Here is a 19,885-nt window from a genome sequence, read left to right as displayed (position 1 = left end):
GCGGTGGGTAGGGTGCGCAGATGCTGGTCGGTCATCGGGTCAGTCATCGTGCTCCGTCCGGATGATCGTTCGGACCCGCGGAGCGGATTCCAGGCCCAGGTCGTCCACTGAAGACTGGACGGCATTCCTGACCGTTTGCTGAAGATCATCTGTGGACAGGAGGTAGGTCGTGACGGACAGCTTCAGCCGGGAGCCCCGGAGGCTGCTTCTGGCCGACGAGACGCCATCGATCTGCTCAGCCCGTGCGGCGGCGAAACGCTCCACCGCCGATCGGCTGAGTACCGTCGTCGTCCCCTCGGGTCCACCCCACGTGGATCCGGCCGTCAGGAGCGTGCGGCGCCCGGGCACCAGGGCCGCGAACAGCAGCACCAGCCCGAGGACCGTCAACACCGCGACGGCTGCGTACAGGGCGGGCGAGCCCCAGGCGAGACCGGAACCCGCCGTGAGCGAGCCCTCGGCGAGGGTGGTGTCACCGGTCAGTCCTGCGATACCGGCCCACGCGAGTGCGGCTCCGCCGAGGACCAGGACCAGTGCCGTGACGGTGGCCGGGACGGTACGGCTGGGGCGGCGCCTCAGCGTCCGGGTAGGTGTGCTGCTCATGCGAGGCTCCTTCCCCTACCGGCCGTGCCGGTCTCGAGGGAAACGATGGTGACGTCGATGCGGCCCACGTGGACCGCCGCCGTCCGCTCCAGGACCTCCGTGACGTGGCTGCGCAGCTGCTCGGTCCCCGCGCGCAGCGGCGTGGGGTAGAGCATCGCGACGGTCAGGGAGACGAAGGCCGTGGTCCCGTCGAGATCGACCTCGGCCTGCGGGCGGGCGTCGAGGTCACCGGAGGCGCCGAGGCCGAGCAGTCCTCCGCTTCGTCCGCCGATGAACGGCAGCTCGGAGGCGGCCTGTCCGGCGATCTTCCGCAGGACCTTCTCCTTGGTGACGAGGGTGCCCCTCGTCGACGGGTCGCCGTGCGTGCTTCCGGCAGGGTCGAGGACACCGGGCGCTGGGCCCGCGAGCGTACTCATGGCGCTCAGCCCTTCGAGCTGCGGCGGCTCAGCAGGTCCTGGACGTCGAGCCTGCCCTCGAGGTAGCGGCCGATGAGCAGGCCCACCGCCGCGAAGAAGACGACGGCGATGAACTGGAGGAAGCCGCCGAAGACGGCGACGATCCCCAGCAGGAGACCTGCGAATAATCCGATGGTGCTGCGCGACATGATGCTGTCCTGTCTGGTGGGCTGATGGTGGCGTCGGTCCGTGCCCGTGCGGCGGGTTCTTTCCGCCGCACGGGCGGAGCCGCAGGTGCTACTCGAGTTCGGTGCCGCTCTTGGACGAGTCGTCCTCGTCGTCGTCACCCGGCAGGTGCACGTCGGTGACGTTCACGTTGACCTCGAGGACCTCGAGCCCCGTGGCACGCTCCACCGAGTTCACGACGTTGCGACGGATGTTCTCGCTGACCTCGACGATCGAGCTGCCGTACTCCACGACGATGCTCACGTCGATCGCGGCCTGGCGCTCGCCCTTCTCGACGCTCACTCCGCCGCTCACGTTCGTCTGCGAGCCGGGGATGCGCTCGGTGATCTGGTTGAAGGCGCGGCGGGCTGCGTTCCCCATCGCGAAGACGCCGGGCACCTCGCGGGTGGCAACACCGGCGAGCTTCTGCACGACCGTCTCGGCGATGGTGGTGCTGCCCTTGTCGGTCTGCAGGGGGCCCTTGCGGACGGGCGCTGCGGACTCGGAGCCGGTGGTGGACTTCTGGGCGGTGGCGGTCTCGACCATGATGCGTATCCTTTACTGTCGTTGCGTTCAGCTGCGTCGTACACAGGTAAGTCGTCCGGTCCACCGCAATCCGCACGCACCAGTTCCGAGACCTGCGTCACAGAACGTCGGAGGTGGGTGATCCACTGGCCGCTCCCGACGAAAGGACCCCGGCGCATGTTCCTGCTCGATGCCGACGGTAGCTCCGACCGGCAGGACCTGGTGTTCTCGGCGACGGACCTCGTCACCGCCTCGGAGTGCGGGTACCGCCTGCTGCGCGTCCTCGACGAGAAGCTGGGGCGTGCCCCGCGGGCCTCCTTCGCCCCGGACGGGATGCTGCAGCGGGCCGCCGTCCTCGGCGACGTCCACGAGCACAGGATCCTCGACGAGCTCGTGGCCGACCACGGCGTCTGGTCGCCGGGCAACTCGGGGGGCGTGTACGACGTCGAACCCGCGAACTCGATGGACCGCGCCACCCTCACGACCAAGCACGAGGAGTCCCTGACCGCCCTCGGCTCAGGGGCGTCGGTGGTGTTCCAGGCGGCGTTCTTCGACGGCACGTTCCATGGCCGCTCCGATTTCCTCGTGCGCCAGGAGGACGGAGCGTACGCGGTCTGGGACACGAAGCTCGCCCGGCACGCGAAGGTGGGAGCGCTGCTGCAGCTCGCCGCCTACGGGGACCAGCTGCAGGCAGCCGGTATCCCGACGTCGCCGAAGGTGACACTCGTGCTCGGTGACCGGTCGAGGAGCACCCACAGCCTCACGGACCTGCTGCCCGTCTTCCGGGAGCGCCGGGCGCGCTTCCTCGACCTCGTCGAGGCGCACCGCAGCGGGTCCGCGCCGGTGGAATGGGGCGACGGCGGGCACTCGGCCTGCGGTCGGTGCGACTACTGCGCCGAGCAGGTGGTCGCCGCGCGGGACCTGCTGCTCGTGGCCTCGATGACCGGTGACCGCCGGGCGCGGCTCCGGCGTGAGGGCATCACCACGATCGACCAGCTGGCGGCGATACCCGAGAGACCCGACGACGCGTCCCTCACCCGGCTGCGGGACCAGGCTCGGCTGCAGACCGGGGTGGGAGCGGTGGACGGCACCGTCTCCTACAGTGACGCGGAGGGGACGGAGCACTCCGTCTCCTACCGGATCCTCCCGGAGCACACCCTCGCCGCCATCCCTGCTCCCAGCCCCGGGGACATCTTCTTCGACTTCGAGGGCGATCCCCTGTGGCAGGACCCGGCGGACGGGCGGTGGGGCCTCGAGTACCTGTTCGGCGTCGTCGAGCAGCCCGCCGCCGGGCCGGGCGCCTCCGCCGAACCATCCTTCCGGCCCTTCTGGGCCCACTCCCGGGCCGAGGAAGGTACCGCCCTGATGCAGTTCCTCGACTACGTGGACGAGCGGCGCCAGCAGTATCCGGACCTGCACATCTACCACTACGCCGCCTACGAGAAGAGCGCCCTGCGCCGCCTCTCGCTCCAGCACGTCATCGGTGAGGACGCCGTGGACACGCTGCTGCGCGAGGGGGTCCTGGTGGATCTCTACGAGACCGTGCGGCACAGCCTCCGGATCTCCGAACGGTCCTACAGCATCAAGAAGCTCGAGCCCCTGTACATGGGGGCCACCCTCCGCGCGGGGGACGTGACGGACGCGGGCGCCTCGGTGGTCGCCTACGCCGCCTACTGCGCCGCGCGCGACGCCGGTGACGCCGAGGAGGCTGCGGCGATCCTCGAGGGCATCAGCGACTACAACCGCTATGACTGCCTCTCCACGCTGAAGCTGCGGGACTGGCTCCTCGGGCTCGCACCCGAGTCCGAGGAGGCGTCGCGGTCCGCGTCCGGTGCTGGTCCGGAATCACCCGGAATGGACCCCGCCGGCGGCAGCAGCACCGATGCTGCTGCCGATGCCCGTGCCGATGCCGTTCCCCAGGCTCCACCCGAGGCCGAGGAGACGCAGCTCCAGGACTATCTCGCGGGCCTGACTCCGGCCGCTGCCATGGAGCCCGGTCCGCGTGCGGTGGCCCTGGTCGCCGCCGCCGTCGGCTATCACCGGCGTGAGCGGAAGCAGTTCTGGTGGGCCCACTTCGACCGCCTCGCAGCACCGACCTCGGAGTGGGAGCAGTCCAGGGAGGTGATGCCCTTCCGCACCGTCGACGTGATCAGCGACTGGGAGAAGCCCACGTCCCGGTCCAACCCCGTGCGCACCCTGTCGGTCACCGCACGGCTCGAGGCGGGCGCGGACTTCCGGACCGGGGGCACCTACTTCGCCCTCTACGACGCGCCCGTCCCCGAGGACGCCGACAGCACGGACAGCAGTGGTCCCGGCCGTGGCGGGTGGTTCGGGGTCGAGGTGGTGGAGCTCGCCGAGGACGAAACCGGCCTGACCACGGCTACCGTCCGGGAGAAACTGAGGCGCGGCGCACCGGAACGCAGTGAGCTGCCGGTGGCCCTGGGACCGGACCAGCCGATCATGACGGGGTCCATCCAGGCAGCTCTGCTCGACCTGGCTGCCCACGTGGGCCGCGCCCTGCCGAATGTTCCCGCCGGACCCGCCCTGGACCTCCTGCGTCGCGTGCCGCCCCGGCTCCTCGACGGCGGCGCTCTTCCCGCCGTCCGCCCCGGGGACGGCGGCTACGCCGAGGCGATCACGGCGGCCCTGCTGCGCCTGTCGGAGTCCTACCTCGCCGTCCAGGGGCCGCCCGGGACGGGCAAGACGCATGTCGGGGCGGACGTGATCTCCCGGCTGGTGGCGGACGGCTGGAAGATCGGCGTCGTCGCACAGTCCCATGCGGTCGTCGAGAACCTGCTCTGCCGCGCCGTCGACGCCGGCGTCCCGCCCGGACGCGTGGCGAAGAAGCCGAAGGACGTGGATGCCGACCTCCCGTGGGGGCAGCGCTCGGACACGGACGTCGCACGCCTGGTGTCCGGTGACGGCGGCTGCCTCGTCGGGGGCACGGCCTGGACCATGACGGGGAAGAACGTGCCGCCCAAATCGCTCGATCTCCTCGTCATCGACGAGGCCGGGCAGTTCTCGCTGGCGAACACGATGGCGGTCGCGCAGGCGGCCCGGCGGCTGCTGCTCCTCGGGGATCCGCAGCAGCTTCCACAGGTCACCCAGGGAACCCACCCCGAGCCGGTCGACGAATCAGCGCTCGGCTGGCTCTCCGACGGACACGCCACCCTGCCCGCCGACCTCGGCTACTTCCTCGCGGACACCTGGCGGATGCACCCGGCACTGTGCCGTGCGGTCTCCACCTTCGCCTACGAGGGCCGGCTCTCCACGGCGCCCGCGGCGGAGTCGCGGCTGCTCGGCGGTGTGGAGCCGGGAGTCGGGTGTGTGCTGGTCGAGCACACGGATCATGCGACGTCCTCCCCCGAGGAGGCGGCGGAGGTCGTCCGTCAGGTCGAGCTGCACCTCGGCCTGCCGTGGGTCGCGGACGCCGGGGCGCCGGCCCGGGCGTTGGACCAGGCCGACCTCCTGGTGGTCGCCGCCTACAACGCACAGGTGCAGCTCGTCCACGGGGCGCTGGCCGCTGCCGGGTACCCGCGGGTGAGGGTGGGGACGGTGGATCGGTTCCAGGGTCAGCAGGCCGTGGTGGTGATCGTCAGCATGGCTGCGTCCTCCGCCGCCGAGGCACCGCGGGGCATCGGTTTCCTGCTGAACCGGAACAGGATCAACGTGGCGGTCTCGCGCGGACAGTGGCGAGCCGTGATCGTGCGCTCGCCCCGGCTGACCCATCACATGCCCTCGACTCCCGCCTCCCTGGAGGAGCTCGGTGCATTCATCGGCCTGTGCGGCGGAGCGGCCGGACCCGCGGACCGACGGTAGGTCGCCACGACCGGCGGTCGACGGAGAGGGCGTTAACGAAGAAGCAGGCCGGACCGGGGTCCGACCTGCTTCTCGCGAAAAGATCTAGTGGAAGATCCGAGCCTTAGAGGGGCTGGATGTTCGACGCCTGAGGACCCTTGGGGCCCTGCTCGGTGTCGAAGCTGACCTTCTGGTTCTCATCAAGCGAGCGGTAGCCGCTTGCGTTGATGGCGGAGAAGTGTGCGAACACATCTGCGCTTCCGTCGTCGGGAGCAATGAATCCAAAGCCCTTTTCAGCGTTGAACCACTTCACGGTACCTGTTGCCATTTTTGTTTTATCCTTCTGAAATTCAGACGCGCTCCGACTTTCGGAACGCCCCAGTCGCGGCGTGCTTGTCCGCTTTTTCAGAGACGCGGCTTGTCCCGCGAGGGCTAAACCGCGCGAAATACAAATGCGCAACACTACAACCGAGACCCACTTAACCAAACCTTGTACGGTTCTGGCAAGCAGGGAGCTGAAGGTTTCTGTTTTCGCGGCCTTCTGGTAGGCCTAGACCGCCACCGGATGCATGGCTCCGGCGAGCAGTTCGAAGGACCGCAGCCACGTCTCGGTGGTGCTCGCCTGGGTGGCGACGATGAGTTCGTCGGCCTCCACCCGCGCGGAGAACTGCTCCAGGTAGTCCCGGACCACCCCGGGTGTCCCGACGGCACTGTAGCGGGCCATGTCGCTCATCTGCTGTCCACCCGGGGACGCGAGGATCGCCTCCGACTCCTCCCGCGTGAAGGTCTGGCCGCGGCCGAGCAGGAGCGTGACGCGACGCAGCATCGCCTCGTGGAACTCGTGGTGCGCATCACCGGGGCTGTCCGCGGCGATGACATTGATCCCCGCGATGAAGTGGGGCTTCTCCGCCTGCGCGGAGGGCTTGAACTCCCGGCGGTAGATGGCGGCGGCATCCAGCAGCGCCTGCGGGGCGAAGTGCGACGCGAATGCGAACGGCAGGCCGAGGGCGGCCGCCAACCGGGCCCCGAAGAGCGAGGACCCGAGGATGTACAGCGGCACGTCGGTCCCCCGGCCGGGTGTCGCCTGCACGCCGGGTACGCGCGTGTCACCGGTGAGGTAGCCCTGCAGCTCCAGGACGTCCTGAGGGAAGCTGTCCGCGGACATGGGATCCCGGCGGAGCGCCCTCGCCGTGTTCTGGTCGCTCCCGGGTGCACGCCCGAGCCCGAGGTCGATCCGCCCCGGGTGGAGGCTCTCGAGGGTCCCGAACTGCTCCGCGATGGTCAGCGGCGAGTGGTTGGGCAGCATGACGCCGCCCGACCCGAGCCGGATGGTCGACGTGTGCGCCGCCACGTGGGCGATCAGGACGCTCGTCGCCGAGGAGGCGATGCTCCCCATGTTGTGGTGCTCGGCGTACCAGACGCGGCGATAGCCCCACGCCTCGGCGTGCTGCGCGAGGAGGACGCTGGACGCGAACGTCTCCGCCGGCGTCGAGCCTTCGGCGACCTGAGCGAGGTCCAGGATGGACAGGGGAATGGTCATGGAGTGCCTCTCGATGCGTGCCGCCCAGGACGATGGAAGCCATGGGCCCTGTGGAGGGAACGGTTGCCCGGGCACATCTATTTCCACGATGCAGTGCACCCGGGGCGCGTGGGGGCCCAGAGGAGCGTGCCGTCCGTGCCGCCGACCGCACTCTCGTCCGCGCCGTGTGCAGGAGGTCGACCTCACGAGCGTCCACTCCCGCTGCAACGACACTGCTGCAACGACGCCATCCCCCTCCAGGCTCAGGGGAAGGGCTCGGTCTCCTACTCCGCATCGAAGGGCGGCGTGCTGTCCATGAGCCGGGAACTGGGCGTCGAGTTCGCCCGGCAGGGCATCCGCGTCAACGCGCTGTGCCCCGGGCCGGTCAACACCCCGCTGCTGCGCGAACTGTTCGCGAGTGACGCCGAGAAGGCGCAGCGCCGGCTCGTGCACGTACCACTGGGCCGGTTCGCCGAGCCCGACGAGCTGGCCGCCGCGGTGGCGTTCCTCGCCTCGGACGATGCGTCCTTCATCACGGCCAGCCAGTTCATGGTGGACGGCGGGATCACGGGAGCGTACGTCACACCGCTCTAGCCGCACCGCCGGCGGACTCGGCCGCCGGAGGGCGCCCCCGTCTGCTTGACTGGAACCATGCCGACACGTGACATGCCGACCAGTGACCAGCCGATGGATGAGACCGCACTGCGCGCGCGCCAGGACCTCCTGGTCCGCGAGCTGGCCGTCGAACAGAACACCGCCCGCCTGCAGGCCCTCAGCGACGAGCTCGAGGTCATCCAGCGGCGTCTGGAACAGGCGCGCATCGCCTGACCCTGCCGCTGGAGCAGGCGCGTACCGCCCGACCCTGCCGCTGGAGCAGGCGCACCTGCCTGGCCCTGCCGCTGGAGCAGGCGCACCTGCCTGGCCACCGGCGCTACACCTGTTCCGTCCCCCCGGGCGTCTCGATCACCAGGACGCCCTCCGCGCCGTGCGGGGACGTATAGGTGTGCGCCACGTCCCCAGCCCACGAGATCGACGCTCCGGGCCCGATCTCCCGCTCCGAGCCCTTCTCCCCCGCCGACGCGGAGCCGCGGACGAGGCGGAGGTGCTCCACGGTGCCGCTGCGGTGCGGTGGGCTGATCCTCGTCCGGCCGGCCGAGAGGGTGAACCAGAAGACCTCCGTGGTGCCGCCGTCGTCGTGCGTGCGGACCGAGAGCAGGCGTGCGTCGACGACGCCGTCTGAGACGCTGCGCCCGGTTTCCTCCCCCACGAGGCCGGTCAGGGGGACCCCGAGCGGTCCCGCCAGCGCGTAGAGCGTCTCCAGGGTCGGGTTTCGCGTCCCGGCCTCGAGTTCCGACAGCGTGCCCTTGCCGATACACGCCCTGGCCGCGAGCGCCGTCAGGGAGAGGCCCCGCTCGTGGCGGAGGGCGGTAATGCGGCGGGCCACGGCCACCCTGGGCGACATATCCGCGCGGGGGTTGTCCTCGGGCATGCCAGCATCCTACGCTGGCTGTTCCATATACAGAACACCCGCCGGACAGGCCCTCCAGGTTCCGGTGCGGCGACAGGAGGCCCGGGTGCACACCGCGACGTCAGTGAGGTCCGGACTCGGCGAACCCGTGCTGGCCGGGATCGTGACGGCCCTCGTCGGCTTCACCTCGTCGTTCGCCGTCGTCCTCGCCGGGCTCCGGGCCACGGGCGCGAGTCCCGCCCAGGCGGCCTCCGGGCTCCTCGCGCTGACCGCCGTCGTCGGCCTCGGCATCGTGCTGCTCAGCCTCCGCTACCGCATCCCGGTCACCCTCTCCTGGTCCACCCCCGGGGCGGCGCTGCTCGCGGGCGCGGCCGTCCCGGCGGGCGGGTGGCCGGCAGCCGTCGGCGCCTTTCTCGTGACGGGCGCGCTGATCGCCCTGACCGGCGCCGTCCCCTGGCTCGGGAGGCTGGTGGCGCGGATCCCGCAGCACCTCGCGCAGGCGATGCTCGCCGGGGTCCTGCTGCCCCTGTGCCTGGCTCCGTTCCAGTCCATCGGCACCATCCCGGTGCTGGTCCTGCCGGTCATCCTCGTGTGGCTCGGCGCCTCGGCGCTCGCACCGAAGTGGGCGGTACCGCTGGCGCTCGTCGCGGCCCTCGCGGTGATCGGGGTGCAGATCGCGCGGGACGGCGTGGTCATCGCGCCGGAGTCCCTGGTGCCGTCCCTCGCGTTCACCGTGCCGGCACTGGACCCTGCCGCGATCATCGGCATCGCCCTGCCGCTGTACGTCGTGACCATGGCCTCGCAGAACCTGCCCGGCGTCGCCGTGCTCTCGTCCTTCGGCTACCGCGCGCCGTGGCGTCCCGCACTCGCCGTCACCGGCGTCGGGACCGCCGTCGTCGCACCCTTCGGCGGGCACGCCGTGAATCTCGCCGCACTGTCCGCCGCGCTCTCGGCCGGGGACGGGGCGGGGGCCGATCGCGGGCGCCGGTGGGTGGCGGCCCTCACCGCCGGCATCACCTACCTGATCCTCGCGGCTGTGTCCGGGGCACTCGTCGTGATCGTGGGCGCCGCACCGGCCGGACTCGTGGAGGCTGTCGCGGGGCTCGCCCTGATCGGCACCATGGCGACGGCGGTGACCTCCTCGTTCAGCGACCCGACCGGCCGGATGAGCGGCGCCGTGACCTTCCTGCTGGCCGCGTCGGGCCTCTCGATCCTCGGCATCGGCGGCGCGTTCTGGGCGCTCCTCGCGGGCCTCGTGGTCCGGGCCGCACTCGAGCGCACCGCCTCCCGGCGGTGACTCAGACGGGGGTGTTGGGCGCCTGCGCCTCGTCGCCCTGCTCCCGTGCCTTACGCTGCCGCGCGCGGTCGAGGGCGTTGATGACGGGCGCGGCGGTGATGCCGTGGATGACGATCGAGATGACGATCACGAGCCCCCCGACGCGCCACAGCGTGCTCTCGTCGGCGCCGAACTCGCCCTTCGAGAGGGCGTAGCTGAGGTAGTAGACGGACCCGATGCCGCGCACCCCGAAGAAGGCGAGCGTGCGGCGCTCCCAGGGGCCGGTCTTGCCCCGGGCCAGGCTGATCCACGCCGTGATGGGCCGCACCAGCAGGATGAACGCGACGGCGACCACCACTTCCAGCGGTCGCAGGCCCTCGAACAGGCCTCGCGCCACGGCCCCGCCCAGCAGGACCAGCACCACGACGGTGAGCAGGCGTTCGAGCTGCTCGATGTAGCTGTGCAGCACACCGTGGTACCCGTGGGTCTGCTCTCCGGCGCGGAGGGTGACGGCGCACACGAAGACCGCGATGAAGCCGTAGCCCTCCACCGACTCCGTGAGTCCGTAGGTGAGGAAGGTCGCCGCGAGGGCGACGAACCCCTCGGAGTAGTTGGCCAGGCGGACGCTCTTGATCGGCGTGCGGAAGAAGATGCGGCCGAGCAGCTTGCCCATCCCGAAGCCGAAGGCACAGCCGATGATCATGCGCCAGAGGACGTCGAGCAGGATCCACTCCACGCCCCACGCGGCCGGCGACATGCCCACCGTGCTCATCAGGATGGCGAGGTACACGAACGGGAAGGCGAGGCCGTCGTTGAGGCCGGCCTCGGAGGTCAGTCCGAACCGCACCTCGTCCTCCGCCTCCAGGTCCTCCTCGGATTCCGAGGGCTCCCCCACCTGCACCTCGGAGGCGAGGACGGGATCGGTCGGGGCGAGCGCCGCCGCGATCAGCAGCGCGGAGGCCAGCCCGAGGCCCAGCATCCACATGCCCATGAGCGTCAGGACGAGGATGCACAGGGGCATCGCGATCCCGAGGAGGCGCCAGGTCGTGGACCAGCGACGCCATCCCACCTTCCGGTCGAGGGCCAGGCCGGCGCCCATCAGCGAGATGATGACGCAGACCTCGCTCAGGTGGATCGTGACGTCGCTGTAGGCCACGGGATCGGGGTCCGGGAGGTCCTTGCCGACGCTGAAGACCAGGATCCCCGCGGCGAGGAACACCATCGGCATCGAGACGGGGGCCCGCATGAGCAGCCGTGGCAGGAGTGCTGCCGCGAGGACCGCCAGTCCTGCCGCTGCATAGATGATGCTCGCTGCCTCGAACACGTACGCCCTCTTCCGCCCACCCCGTTGATGATCAGTCCCCCCGCCAACAGTAGGGCAGAGCCCGCCCCGGTCGAGCCGCTTGACCCACCGTCGGTCGTGCCCCGGGTGAACAGGTTGCCTCGTGGCCCGGGAGCGTCACCGCCACGTGAGAGCATGGAATTATGCCCAATTCCACCCACCCCATGGTCGATGTCACCGACATCATCCGGATCGTGGGAGGCGCGGCCTTCCAGCGCGGGCAGACCTACGCGAAGGACGGCGCCGTCAGTTCCCTCGCCTGGGACGCCGACGCGAAGCTGCTCACCGGCAAGGTGCGCGGCTCGGCGCCCAACGACTACCGGACGAAGCTCCGCCTGGGGATCAAGGGCGACGGCCGGTTCCGTCCGCTCGAGAACTTCTGCAGCTGCCCCGTCGGCGCGGACTGCAAGCATGTGGCGGCCACCGCCCTGCAGAGCAACACGGAGAACCTCCTGGCGCAGCACGAGCGTGAGCTCGGCGCCCGCCCGGCGTCCCGCCCCGGACCGCCGGATGGCTGGCAGGCCTCGCTCACGGATCTGCTCGACGCCGACACCGAGGCCGTGCCGGGCGGCGCAGCCCCCCTGACGCAGCTGGGCCTCCAGTTCGAGCTCCGGACACCGGAGGTGGCCGTGCAGCGATGGGGGTCCGCCGCGGAACGTCAGGGACAGCGCATGCTCAACACGCGCCTCGGCGTCCGTCCGGTCAGCCAGAACGGCAAGGGCAAGTGGATCAAGAACAACCTGTCCTGGGGCAGCATCAGCTACCAGACCTACGGGCTGAAGCTCGACGCCGACCAGCACCGCTGGTTCTCGCAGTTCCCCGCGCTGCACCGCGGGACCGGCGTCAACTACTTCGGCAACAACGACTCCTGGCTGTACCTCGACGACTTCAGCAACCCGCTCCTCTGGCAGCTGCTGGACGAGGCGCAGCGTCTCGGCATCGCCTTCGTCGGCTCGAAGAAGTCGGTCTCGATCGAGCTCGCCGGACGGGCCACCCTGAAGCTGGACGCCACGAGGACGGAGGAGGGCGGCCTGCAGCTGTGCCCGGCCCTCGACATCGACGGCCTGCCCCACCCCTCCGACACGGCCCACGTCATCAGCACCCACGGCATCTACACCGTCTCCCCCGGTGACACGATCACGCTGGCCCCGACCTCACGCCGCCTGACGGCGAAGGACATCGAGCTGCTGCAGCGCGGCCGGCCCGTCGTGGTACCCGAGGAGGAGACCTCCCTCTTCCTGCAGGAGTACTACCCGAAGCTCCGGCAGTCCATCCAGGTGGCCAGCAGCGACGGCAGCGTGGAACTCCCCGAAATCCAGCCCCCCGTGCTCGTCCTGACCACAGCCTACGGCGAGAACGGGGCGGTGAACCTCGGGTGGCACTTCGACTACCCGCTGGGTGACGCCGTCCAGCGCCGGCCCTTCCGCAGGGGCGGGCCCGGCAGTGACGACGGCTACCGCGACGCCGACGCCGAGGACGCCCTCGCGGGTGCCGCACGCTCCGCCCTCGGGGCCCTCCCCCTCAAGGACCTGAGGCTCGAGGACATGCAGGCCGTCGAGTTCGCCGAGGAGGCCCTGCCGCGGCTGCTGCAGGTCGAGGGCATGCGCGTGGACGTCGTCGGCGAGAAGCCCGACTACCGCGAACTGACCGAGACCCCGACGCTGCGCATCAGCACGGTCGAGACCGACAACCGCGACTGGTTCGACCTCGGCGTCATGGTCACGGTGAGTGGCCGCACCATCCCCTTCGACTCGGTGTTCCGCGCCCTCGCCCAGGGCCGGAAGAAGCTGAAGCTCGTCGACGACACCTACCTCTCCCTCGAGCAGCCCGTCTTCGACCAGCTGCGTGACCTCATCGAGGAGGCGCGGTCCCTCGCCGAGTGGGACCCGGAGTCGGGGCTGCAGATCAGCCGCTACCAGGCCGGGCTCTGGGCGGACTTCGAGGACCTCGCGGAGGAGACGGAGCAGGCACAGTCCTGGCGCGACGCCGTGAGCGGCCTGCTCACCCTCGAGGACGTCGCTGCCACCCCGCCGCCCGCCGGCCTGGTCGCCGAGATGCGCCCGTACCAGGCCGAAGGCTTCAGCTGGCTCGCCTTCCTGTGGCGGCACCAGCTCGGTGGCGTCCTCGCCGACGACATGGGTCTGGGGAAGACGCTCCAGGCCCTGGCCCTGATGGTGCATGCGAAGGAGAGCACCGCACCGGCGGCGCCGTTCCTCGTCGTCGCGCCCACCTCCGTGGTCCCGAACTGGTCCAACGAGACGCACCGGTTCGCGCCGGGGCTGAAGGTCGTGTCGATCACCGACACGCAGGGCGCCTCCGGCTCGACCATCCGCGACCAGGTGGGCGACGCCGACGTCGTCATCACGTCCTACACGCTCTTCCGGCTCGACTTCCCGGCGTACCAGGACCTCACGTGGTCCGGCCTGATCCTGGACGAGGCGCAGTTCGTCAAGAACCGCGCGTCTAAGGTGCACCAGGCGGCGAAGGACTTCGACGCCCCCTTCAAGCTCGCGATCACCGGCACGCCCATGGAGAACAACCTCATGGAGCTGTGGTCCCTCTTCAACATCGTGGCACCGGGGCTGTTCCCCTCACCGCGGAAGTTCACCGAGGACTACCGGACGCCGATCGAGAAGATCGGCGACAACCGTCCGCTCGTCCGGCTCCGCAAGCGCATCCGGCCCCTCATGATGCGGCGGACCAAGGAAGCCGTGGCCTCGGACCTCCCGCCCAAGCAGGAGCAGGTCCTGGAGGTGGAGCTGCACCCGGAGCACCGGCACATCTACGAGACGTACCTCCAGCGAGAGCGCCAGAAGCTCCTGGGTCTGATCGAGGACATGAACCGCAACCGGATGATCGTGTTCCGGTCGCTGACGCTGCTCCGCATGCTCAGCCTCGACGCGTCCCTGGTCGATCCCGAGCACGAGGGCGTCCCGTCCGCGAAGCTCGAGGTCCTCTTCGAGAACCTGGACGACATCATCGCCGAGGGGCACCGCGCCCTCGTCTTCAGCCAGTTCACGTCCTACCTGAAGAAGGCCGCCGAGCAGCTGGACGCCCGCGGCATCCCGTACGCCTACCTCGACGGTTCCACCCGCAGTCGCGGCGAGGTCATCGACTCCTTCAAGGAGGGGGACGCGCCCGTCTTCCTCATCAGCCTCAAGGCCGGCGGCTTCGGGCTGAACCTCACCGAGGCGGACTACTGCTTCCTGCTCGATCCCTGGTGGAACCCCGCCTCCGAGGCGCAGGCCGTGGACCGCACGCACCGGATCGGCCAGACCAAGAACGTCATGGTCTACCGCATGGTGTCCAAGGGCACCATCGAGGAGAAGGTCATGAAGCTCAAGGAGCAGAAGGCGAAGCTCTTCACCTCGGTGATGGACGACGACGCCGTGTTCAGTTCCGCGCTCACAGCGGAGGACATCCGGGGGCTGCTGGAGGCGTAGTCCGCACGCCCGAGCCGGTCAGGGTTCGTCGCCCTGCCTCCGCAGCCGTGGGTCGAGGAGTTCAGCGAAGGCGCGCGGCCGCGCGGCGATCCACCAGTGGCCGCCGGGCACGGTGGTCACCGTGAGGTCCTCCACCCAGTCCTCCAGACCGTCCACCAGGTGCGGGGAGAGGAAGGGGTCACGGAGCGGGACGACCACGTGCACGGGAAGCGTCACGCGGCGGCGCCGGGGCGGCCGCGCCCCACCACGCATGTTCGTGCGGTAGAGGGCGAGCCCGCGCACCGGGTCCGCGCCCACGTTGCGCCGCGCGGCGAGCTCGTAGCGGCGCGTCATCACGTGCTTCCAGAACAGCTCGGGCAGGACGGGGAGCTGGAACGCCCCCACGTACCAGCTGCGCAGCACCTGGGCGAGACCCTGCGGGATCGTCCCGGCCTGAGCGAACCGGCTCCGGAGCCAGCGGGAGAAGTGGCGGAGGTCGGGCCCGGAGATGCTGGTGTAGTCGAGGACCACGCCGTCGGCGCGTTCGTCCTGCACGACGGCCCAGCCCTGGATGGACCCCCAGTCATGGCCGACCAGCCGGATGCCCGACGGCGTCCCGAGAGCATCGAGGAGGGCGAACACGTCGTCGACGAGCTCCGCCAGGGTGAAGCCGCCGCCTCCGACCGGACGTGACCGGCCGGCGTTCCGTGTGTCGAAGGCGATGAGGTGGTGTGTGCGCGCCAGTTCCCTGAGGACCGGGAGGAACACGCGGTGGTCGTCGGGATACCCGTGGACGAGGAGGACGGAGGGCACGCCCTCCTGCGGGTCCAGCCCGTACTCGAAGACCGCGAGCTCGGCCCCGGCCGTCCTGATGGTCCGGTGTCTCTCCTGCAGAACGTCCATCCGTCCACCCTAGGCACAGTCCGGCCCCCGTGGGGCGGCCGGTTCTGGCGGATCAGGAGACCGGGCCCGGGCTCTCCTCGTGGATCAGGCCGGCCTCGAGCCGAAGGACGCGGTGCGCGACGGCGGCGGAGAACGCGGCATCGTGCGTCGCCATCACCACCGCACCGCCGCCCTGCGCGTGCTGGACCAGGAGGGCCGCGAGCCCCGTGCGCGCGGGTTCGTCGAGGCCTGCCGTCGGCTCGTCCAGGACCCAGACGGACGGGCCCGCGGCGATGAGGGATGCGAGTGCCACGAGCCTGCGCTGCACGAATGCCAGCTCGTAGGGGTGGATGTCCGCGACCGCGGAGAGTCCCACGGCCTCCAGCGCGTCGGCGGCACGGCGGAGCGCATCGACCCGTCGCAGGCCCGCCGCCCTGGGCCCGTAGGACACCTCGCGCAGGACCGTCCGCTCGAACAGCTGCTGGTCCGTGTCCTGGAAGAGATAGCCGACCACGCCGGCGAAGGCGCCGGTGGGCTGGCGCAGGATCGGTGTGCCGTCCACGGTTACTCTCCCGCTCTCCGGCCGGCGGAGCCCGTTGAGCACCTGCAGGAGCGTCGTCTTGCCGGATCCGTTCGACCCGCGGACGGCGAGGATCTCGCCCGCACGGACCTGGAGGCTGACGCCGTCGAGGACGGCGGGGGTGTCCCGGGAAACCGGCGGGCGCCGGCGGGCACGACGCTCGCTGCGCCCCGGTCCGCCGGGCTCGCCGGGGGACGGATAGCGGACGACGACGTCGTCCACCGTGACGAGGGTGCGTCCCCCCGTGGTCGGTGCCCCGCGCGGTCTGGCTGCGCCGATCCGCGGCGCGTCCCCTTCCGTCCCGATGCCGTAGCGCCGCAGGCCCGCCCACCGCGCCTCGGCGAGCAACCCGTCGAACACGGGGTGTCCGCCGTCGAGGGCGATGATCCGGGCGCCCTCGGGGGCGGTCCGTGGCAGCATCGGGGCGCAGACCACCACCCCGGTCCCGCCGGCGCGCAGGACGTCGATCGCCGCGGACACGTCCGCGGCGGCCCCGGCGTCGAGGCCCTGGAACGGCTCGTCGAGCACCAGCACGCGGGGTCGCTGGACCACCGCTGCCGCGATGATGGTCCGCTGGAGCTGTCCGCCGGAGAGCCGTCGCGGGTCGCGGTCGAGGAGCTCGGTCAGCTTCAGGGCCGCCGCCACGTCGTCGACCTCCCGACGCAGCCGCTCGTACGGGACGCCGCGGTTGCAGGGCCCGAAGGCGATCTCCTCGCCCACGGTCGCCGACATCATGGACAGCTGGCCCCACGCGCCCTGGGCGACGAACGCGACCGAGGCACTCCACACCGCCGGATCGATCCGCGGATCGGCGGGACCACCCTCGAAGCGGACGGTCTCGCCGTCGAGGGTCAGGGAGCCGCGGAAGACCGCGCCGGCGTCGGTCCCCACCGCGCCCGCGAGCAGGCGCGCGAGCGTCGTCTTGCCGGACCCGGAGGCACCCGCGACGACGAGGTACTCCCCCGGCTCCACCGCGACGGTCACGCCCGAGAGCAGTGGCACGCCGTCGTCGTAGGCGAAGGACCCGCTCTGCAGCCGGATCACGCGAGCACCCCGGATCCGAGCCAGAGCACCGAGAAGAGGCCGACGCCGACGGCCATCGCCCGGCGCACGGCGCGCTGGCGGGGTGTGTCCGTGTCGGGTAGGTAGCTCGTGCGCGGGCCCGGCGAGGAGAAGCCGCGTGCCCCGAGCATGCGGTTCCGCTCCGAGGCGTCGACGAGGAGGCCGATGACCAGCGGCGTGGTCACCGTGAGCAGGGCCCGCACCCGCGACAGGGGGCCGCGCCCCACGACGAGGCCGCGAGCCTGCTGGGCCCGCGTGATCTGCCGGGAGCGGAGCGCGACGTGCGGGATGAGCCCGACGGCGGAGCCCACCACGAACACGAGCTTCCGGTTCCACTGACGGTGCGTCATCGTGGCGAGGAGCTCGGGGACGTCGAGGGTCATGGCGGCCGTCAGCAGCACCCCGGTGAACACGCTCATGCGCAGTCCCATGACGGCGGCGAAGGCAAGCCCCTCGCGGGTGACGCGGGCGGGGCCGAGGTCGAGCAGGACGGTCCGTCCCTCGGGGAAGAACAAACCGTGGAGGAGCAGCGAGGAGAGGAGCAGCGGACCGGCGATCAGGAGGACGGCGAGGCCGATCTGCCGCGCCCTGCCGGAGGTCAGGACGGCGGGCACGACGACGAGCAGCAGCACCGCGAGGGAGAACTCCCACCGGTTCACCACGAGGACGAGCACCACCAGCAGGACCGCCGCGAGCAGCTCGGTCAGGGGATTGAGGATCCGGCGGCGCGGCATGGTCAGCCGGCTGAGCCGGCTCCGGCCGTCATTCTGGCGCGCTGCCCGCTCCTGGCACCCAGGACGCGGTGGGTCCGTGCGAACGGGAACTGCCGGACCGCGCGCTGCGGCAGGGCGTAGACGATCAGGGCGACGACGACGAAGACCACGATCTTGTCGAGCGAGTCCGAGAGCAGTCCCTGCTTGGTGGCGGCGACCAGCAGCTTGTCCCCCATGGACCGGAAGACGGCGATGATGGCGTTGGTGCCGAAGGTGCCCGCCGCGCCGAACATGAAGACCGCGACGGGAGCGGCCACGAGGCCGCCGATCGCGCCGACCACCAGGCCTGCCACGGGGGCCAGGTACACACGCCGGAACGCGCCGTGTTGCGCCGCCAGTCCGGCGAGCAGGCCGATGAGTGCGGCTCCCGCTGCGAAGGGCAGCGCGAAGGGATTGAAGAGCCCCCAGACGGCGTTGCTCAGCGCACCGGTCGCGGCACCGGCTGCAGGACCGGCGAGGACGGCGACGAGCACCGTGCCGATCGCGTCCAGGTAGATCTGCAGCCCGAGCGAGCCCGCGACCTGGCCGATCGCGATGTTCAAGGCGATGCCGAGCGGCATGATCACGAGGGAGCTGGTGGTCAGCATCGGCAAAATCCCGCCGACCAGGAGGGCGCCACCGCCGAGGAAGCCGAAGAGCGAGACGAGGGACGCCGCGCTGCCCATCCCGCCGGCGATCTCCGTCGGCTGGACGGTCACGAGGAAGAGGTACGTCGCGACGATGAGGGCGCCGCCGAGCACGAGGAGCAGGCGTCGGGGCCGCTCGGTCGTGCGGTCGGCGGGGAGGGTCAGGGATGAGCTCACGATAATCCTTGGGCGCTACGAAGGAGGGGGAAGCACCTCATGTCACCTCGGCGCAGCCGGCGCAGCAGCGCCGGGCAGGTCCCAGTGTACCGGCCGGTGTGTGCGCCGCGCCGGGCTGCGGGGTCCGCGGGCGCTCCCGCGAGCCTGAGCGGGTTCCCGTGGGAAGGGGGTCAGCCGTGCATCCTCGCCAGGTGCGCGAGCCGCCGCACCATCAGGTCGAACACCGCCTCGGGGTCGTTGCCGGTCACGATCCGCGCGTTCGGCGCACGCCGCCACATCCCCGCGAGGTCCGCCACCGTCTGGCCGATGGTCAGGGATGATGCCGTCTCGACGTCGACGGTGACGAGCCGCTCCTCGAAGGAGGCCTCCCCCGCCGCGACCATCACGGCGAAGAGATCGTGCAGGTGCGCCACGTACCCCTGGTCGTAGAGCCGGTGGAACTCCATGTAGAACCTGAGCGCATCGGACAGGCAGGCGACGACGGCATTGCCGCTGCGGCTGCGCGTCCCCGCGGGCTCGTCCGGTTCGAGCATCTCCGGCCCGGCCCCGGCCGCCCGGGCGACGGCGTCGACGTGGGCGGGCGTGCACTCGATCCGCTCCGTGGTCTCGAGCGCGCAGACGATGGGCAGCTTCTCCTCGGGAAGGCCCTCGTAGGCGGCGTACACCTCCTTCGCGGCATGCGGGTCCACGTGGGTGTTCCATTCCGCCACCGGCGTCGTGTTGCCCGGGTAGTTGAAGGCGCCGCCCATGATCACGAGCCCCTTCAGGAGCATCGGGAGCTGCGGTTCCGCCCGGATGGCGAGGGCGAGGTTGGTCAGGGGCCCCGTGACCACGCCCGTGATCTGCCCGGGGTGGCACCGCACGGCCTCGAGCCAGACGTCGACGGCGTGCCGCCCGGAGATGTGCCCGCGTGGCGGCGGCAGCTCGGCGTACCCGATGCCCTGGTCGCCGTGCGTCTCCTCGGTGGTGACGAGGGGGATCTCCAGCGGCACCTCGCTCCCGATGGCCACCTCAACGCCGGCGTGCCCGCAAAGCTCGAGGAGCGCGAGGTTGTTGAGGGCCACCTGGCGGGCGCCGACGTTGCCGGCGGTGCAGGTGATCGCCTCCACCGAGACCCCGGGGGTGGCCAGGAGGTACATCAGCGCCACGGCGTCGTCGATCCCGGTGTCGACGTCGAGCAGGAGGCGCTGTCGGGCCGGGCGCTGGTCGGGCACG

The 19,885-nt window shown here is 70.9% G+C and carries 17 protein-coding genes and 1 pseudogene; 5 read left to right on the top strand and 13 right to left on the bottom strand.

Annotated elements, in window-relative coordinates; translation table 11 throughout:
• Window positions 1–39: 39 nt before the first annotated feature.
• The 4 genes from FNH21_RS15020 to FNH21_RS15005 all read right to left on the bottom strand — a co-directional run bounded on the left by FNH21_RS15020 (window position 40) and on the right by FNH21_RS15005 (window position 1,766).
• The gene (locus FNH21_RS15020; protein ID WP_152816869.1) at window positions 40–600 is read right to left on the bottom strand and encodes a DUF6286 domain-containing protein; all 561 of its coding nucleotides are present in this window, start codon (window positions 598–600) and stop codon (window positions 40–42) included.
• Complete coding sequence (locus FNH21_RS15015; RefSeq protein WP_152816868.1) at window positions 597–1,016, bottom strand: Asp23/Gls24 family envelope stress response protein; 420 nt, start codon at window positions 1,014–1,016, stop codon at window positions 597–599. Before FNH21_RS15015 ends, FNH21_RS15020 begins: the two co-directional genes overlap by 4 nt.
• Before the next feature lie 5 nt (window positions 1,017–1,021).
• Window positions 1,022–1,204, bottom strand: a complete 183-nt coding sequence (locus FNH21_RS15010) for a DUF2273 domain-containing protein (protein WP_055769632.1) — start codon at window positions 1,202–1,204, stop codon at window positions 1,022–1,024.
• 88 nt (window positions 1,205–1,292) lie between these two features.
• The gene (locus FNH21_RS15005; RefSeq protein ID WP_055769630.1) at window positions 1,293–1,766 is read right to left on the bottom strand and encodes an Asp23/Gls24 family envelope stress response protein; all 474 of its coding nucleotides are present in this window, start codon (window positions 1,764–1,766) and stop codon (window positions 1,293–1,295) included.
• A gap of 156 nt (window positions 1,767–1,922) precedes the next feature.
• Here FNH21_RS15005 and FNH21_RS15000 point away from each other — a divergent pair, with 156 nt between their 5' ends.
• Window positions 1,923–5,564, top strand: coding sequence for a TM0106 family RecB-like putative nuclease (locus FNH21_RS15000; protein ID WP_152816867.1), 3,642 nt, complete (start codon window positions 1,923–1,925; stop codon window positions 5,562–5,564).
• Between the two features lie 103 nt (window positions 5,565–5,667).
• Here the strand turns inward: FNH21_RS15000 and FNH21_RS14995 are convergent, their stop codons facing one another.
• Both FNH21_RS14995 and FNH21_RS14990 read right to left on the bottom strand, forming a co-directional pair.
• Window positions 5,668–5,871 carry a cold-shock protein gene (locus FNH21_RS14995; RefSeq protein WP_026533290.1) on the bottom strand — a complete coding sequence of 68 codons (204 nt, stop codon included), beginning with the start codon at window positions 5,869–5,871 and terminating at the stop codon, window positions 5,668–5,670.
• A gap of 222 nt (window positions 5,872–6,093) precedes the next feature.
• The gene (locus tag FNH21_RS14990; protein ID WP_152816866.1) at window positions 6,094–7,083 is read right to left on the bottom strand and encodes an LLM class flavin-dependent oxidoreductase; all 990 of its coding nucleotides are present in this window, start codon (window positions 7,081–7,083) and stop codon (window positions 6,094–6,096) included.
• Window positions 7,084–7,344: 261 nt separating this feature from the next.
• On the opposite strand from FNH21_RS14990, the pseudogene FNH21_RS14985 reads away from it, so the two are divergent.
• Both FNH21_RS14985 and FNH21_RS14980 read left to right on the top strand, forming a co-directional pair.
• A pseudogene (locus FNH21_RS14985) lies at window positions 7,345–7,656 on the top strand (SDR family oxidoreductase); the annotation flags it as partial.
• A 57-nt stretch (window positions 7,657–7,713) separates the two neighbouring features.
• Window positions 7,714–7,890, top strand: a complete 177-nt coding sequence (locus FNH21_RS14980) for a hypothetical protein (RefSeq protein ID WP_191932036.1) — start codon at window positions 7,714–7,716, stop codon at window positions 7,888–7,890.
• Window positions 7,891–7,993: 103 nt separating this feature from the next.
• On the opposite strand, the gene FNH21_RS14975 is transcribed toward FNH21_RS14980, so the two are convergent.
• Complete coding sequence (locus FNH21_RS14975; protein WP_241743294.1) at window positions 7,994–8,551, bottom strand: helix-turn-helix domain-containing protein; 558 nt, start codon at window positions 8,549–8,551, stop codon at window positions 7,994–7,996.
• 85 nt (window positions 8,552–8,636) lie between these two features.
• On the opposite strand from FNH21_RS14975, the gene FNH21_RS14970 reads away from it, so the two are divergent.
• Window positions 8,637–9,827: a benzoate/H(+) symporter BenE family transporter gene (locus tag FNH21_RS14970; RefSeq protein WP_338403305.1), complete on the top strand. Its 1,191-nt coding sequence runs from the start codon at window positions 8,637–8,639 to the stop codon at window positions 9,825–9,827.
• A 1-nt stretch (window position 9,828) separates the two neighbouring features.
• On the opposite strand, the gene FNH21_RS14965 is transcribed toward FNH21_RS14970, so the two are convergent.
• The gene (locus FNH21_RS14965; RefSeq protein WP_191932035.1) at window positions 9,829–11,130 is read right to left on the bottom strand and encodes a cation:proton antiporter domain-containing protein; all 1,302 of its coding nucleotides are present in this window, start codon (window positions 11,128–11,130) and stop codon (window positions 9,829–9,831) included.
• A 161-nt stretch (window positions 11,131–11,291) separates the two neighbouring features.
• Here FNH21_RS14965 and FNH21_RS14960 point away from each other — a divergent pair, with 161 nt between their 5' ends.
• Window positions 11,292–14,591, top strand: a complete 3,300-nt coding sequence (locus FNH21_RS14960; protein ID WP_152816864.1) for a DEAD/DEAH box helicase — start codon at window positions 11,292–11,294, stop codon at window positions 14,589–14,591.
• An 18-nt stretch (window positions 14,592–14,609) separates the two neighbouring features.
• On the opposite strand, the gene FNH21_RS14955 is transcribed toward FNH21_RS14960, so the two are convergent.
• The 5 genes from FNH21_RS14955 to FNH21_RS14935 form a co-directional block, all read right to left on the bottom strand.
• Window positions 14,610–15,473 carry an alpha/beta fold hydrolase gene (locus FNH21_RS14955; RefSeq protein ID WP_152816863.1) on the bottom strand — a complete coding sequence of 288 codons (864 nt, stop codon included), beginning with the start codon at window positions 15,471–15,473 and terminating at the stop codon, window positions 14,610–14,612.
• A 52-nt stretch (window positions 15,474–15,525) separates the two neighbouring features.
• Window positions 15,526–17,076 (bottom strand): ATP-binding cassette domain-containing protein, encoded by a 1,551-nt coding sequence (locus FNH21_RS14950; RefSeq protein ID WP_191932034.1) that lies wholly within the window; start codon window positions 17,074–17,076, stop codon window positions 15,526–15,528.
• Window positions 17,073–17,828 carry an energy-coupling factor transporter transmembrane component T gene (locus FNH21_RS14945; RefSeq protein WP_152816861.1) on the bottom strand — a complete coding sequence of 252 codons (756 nt, stop codon included), beginning with the start codon at window positions 17,826–17,828 and terminating at the stop codon, window positions 17,073–17,075. The genes FNH21_RS14950 and FNH21_RS14945 overlap by 4 nt, the downstream gene beginning before the upstream one ends.
• A gap of 2 nt (window positions 17,829–17,830) precedes the next feature.
• Complete coding sequence (locus FNH21_RS14940; RefSeq protein ID WP_338403303.1) at window positions 17,831–18,670, bottom strand: ECF transporter S component; 840 nt, start codon at window positions 18,668–18,670, stop codon at window positions 17,831–17,833.
• Between the two features lie 170 nt (window positions 18,671–18,840).
• Entirely contained in the window at window positions 18,841–19,884 is a 1,044-nt protein-coding gene (locus FNH21_RS14935; RefSeq protein ID WP_191932033.1) for a nucleoside hydrolase, read from the bottom strand.
• Window position 19,885: the final 1 nt, after the last annotated feature.

It is taken from the genome of Arthrobacter bussei (assembly GCF_009377195.2).
In the GTDB taxonomy this organism is placed as follows: Bacteria; Actinomycetota; Actinomycetes; order Actinomycetales; family Micrococcaceae; genus Arthrobacter_D; species Arthrobacter_D bussei.
Note: the sequence above shows the minus strand (reverse complement) of the source record. Positions and strands in the feature narration are given on the sequence as shown.

Bases quoted from the DNA above. Each gene is read 5' to 3' on its own strand.
- FNH21_RS14990 (WP_152816866.1), bottom strand. From the start codon at position 7,083: ATGACCATTCCCCTGTCCATCCTGGACCTCGCTCAGGTCGCCGAAGGC.
- FNH21_RS15010 (WP_055769632.1), bottom strand. From the start codon at position 1,204: ATGTCGCGCAGCACCATCGGATTATTCGCAGGTCTCCTGCTGGGGATC.
- FNH21_RS15015 (WP_152816868.1), bottom strand. From the start codon at position 1,016: ATGAGTACGCTCGCGGGCCCAGCGCCCGGTGTCCTCGACCCTGCCGGA.
- FNH21_RS14960 (WP_152816864.1), top strand. From the start codon at position 11,292: ATGCCCAATTCCACCCACCCCATGGTCGATGTCACCGACATCATCCGG.
- FNH21_RS14980 (WP_191932036.1), top strand. From the start codon at position 7,714: ATGCCGACACGTGACATGCCGACCAGTGACCAGCCGATGGATGAGACC.
- FNH21_RS14945 (WP_152816861.1), bottom strand. From the start codon at position 17,828: ATGCCGCGCCGCCGGATCCTCAATCCCCTGACCGAGCTGCTCGCGGCG.
- FNH21_RS14975 (WP_241743294.1), bottom strand. From the start codon at position 8,551: ATGCCCGAGGACAACCCCCGCGCGGATATGTCGCCCAGGGTGGCCGTG.
- FNH21_RS15005 (WP_055769630.1), bottom strand. From the start codon at position 1,766: ATGGTCGAGACCGCCACCGCCCAGAAGTCCACCACCGGCTCCGAGTCC.
- FNH21_RS15020 (WP_152816869.1), bottom strand. From the start codon at position 600: ATGAGCAGCACACCTACCCGGACGCTGAGGCGCCGCCCCAGCCGTACC.
- FNH21_RS15000 (WP_152816867.1), top strand. From the start codon at position 1,923: ATGTTCCTGCTCGATGCCGACGGTAGCTCCGACCGGCAGGACCTGGTG.
- FNH21_RS14955 (WP_152816863.1), bottom strand. From the start codon at position 15,473: ATGGACGTTCTGCAGGAGAGACACCGGACCATCAGGACGGCCGGGGCC.
- FNH21_RS14995 (WP_026533290.1), bottom strand. From the start codon at position 5,871: ATGGCAACAGGTACCGTGAAGTGGTTCAACGCTGAAAAGGGCTTTGGA.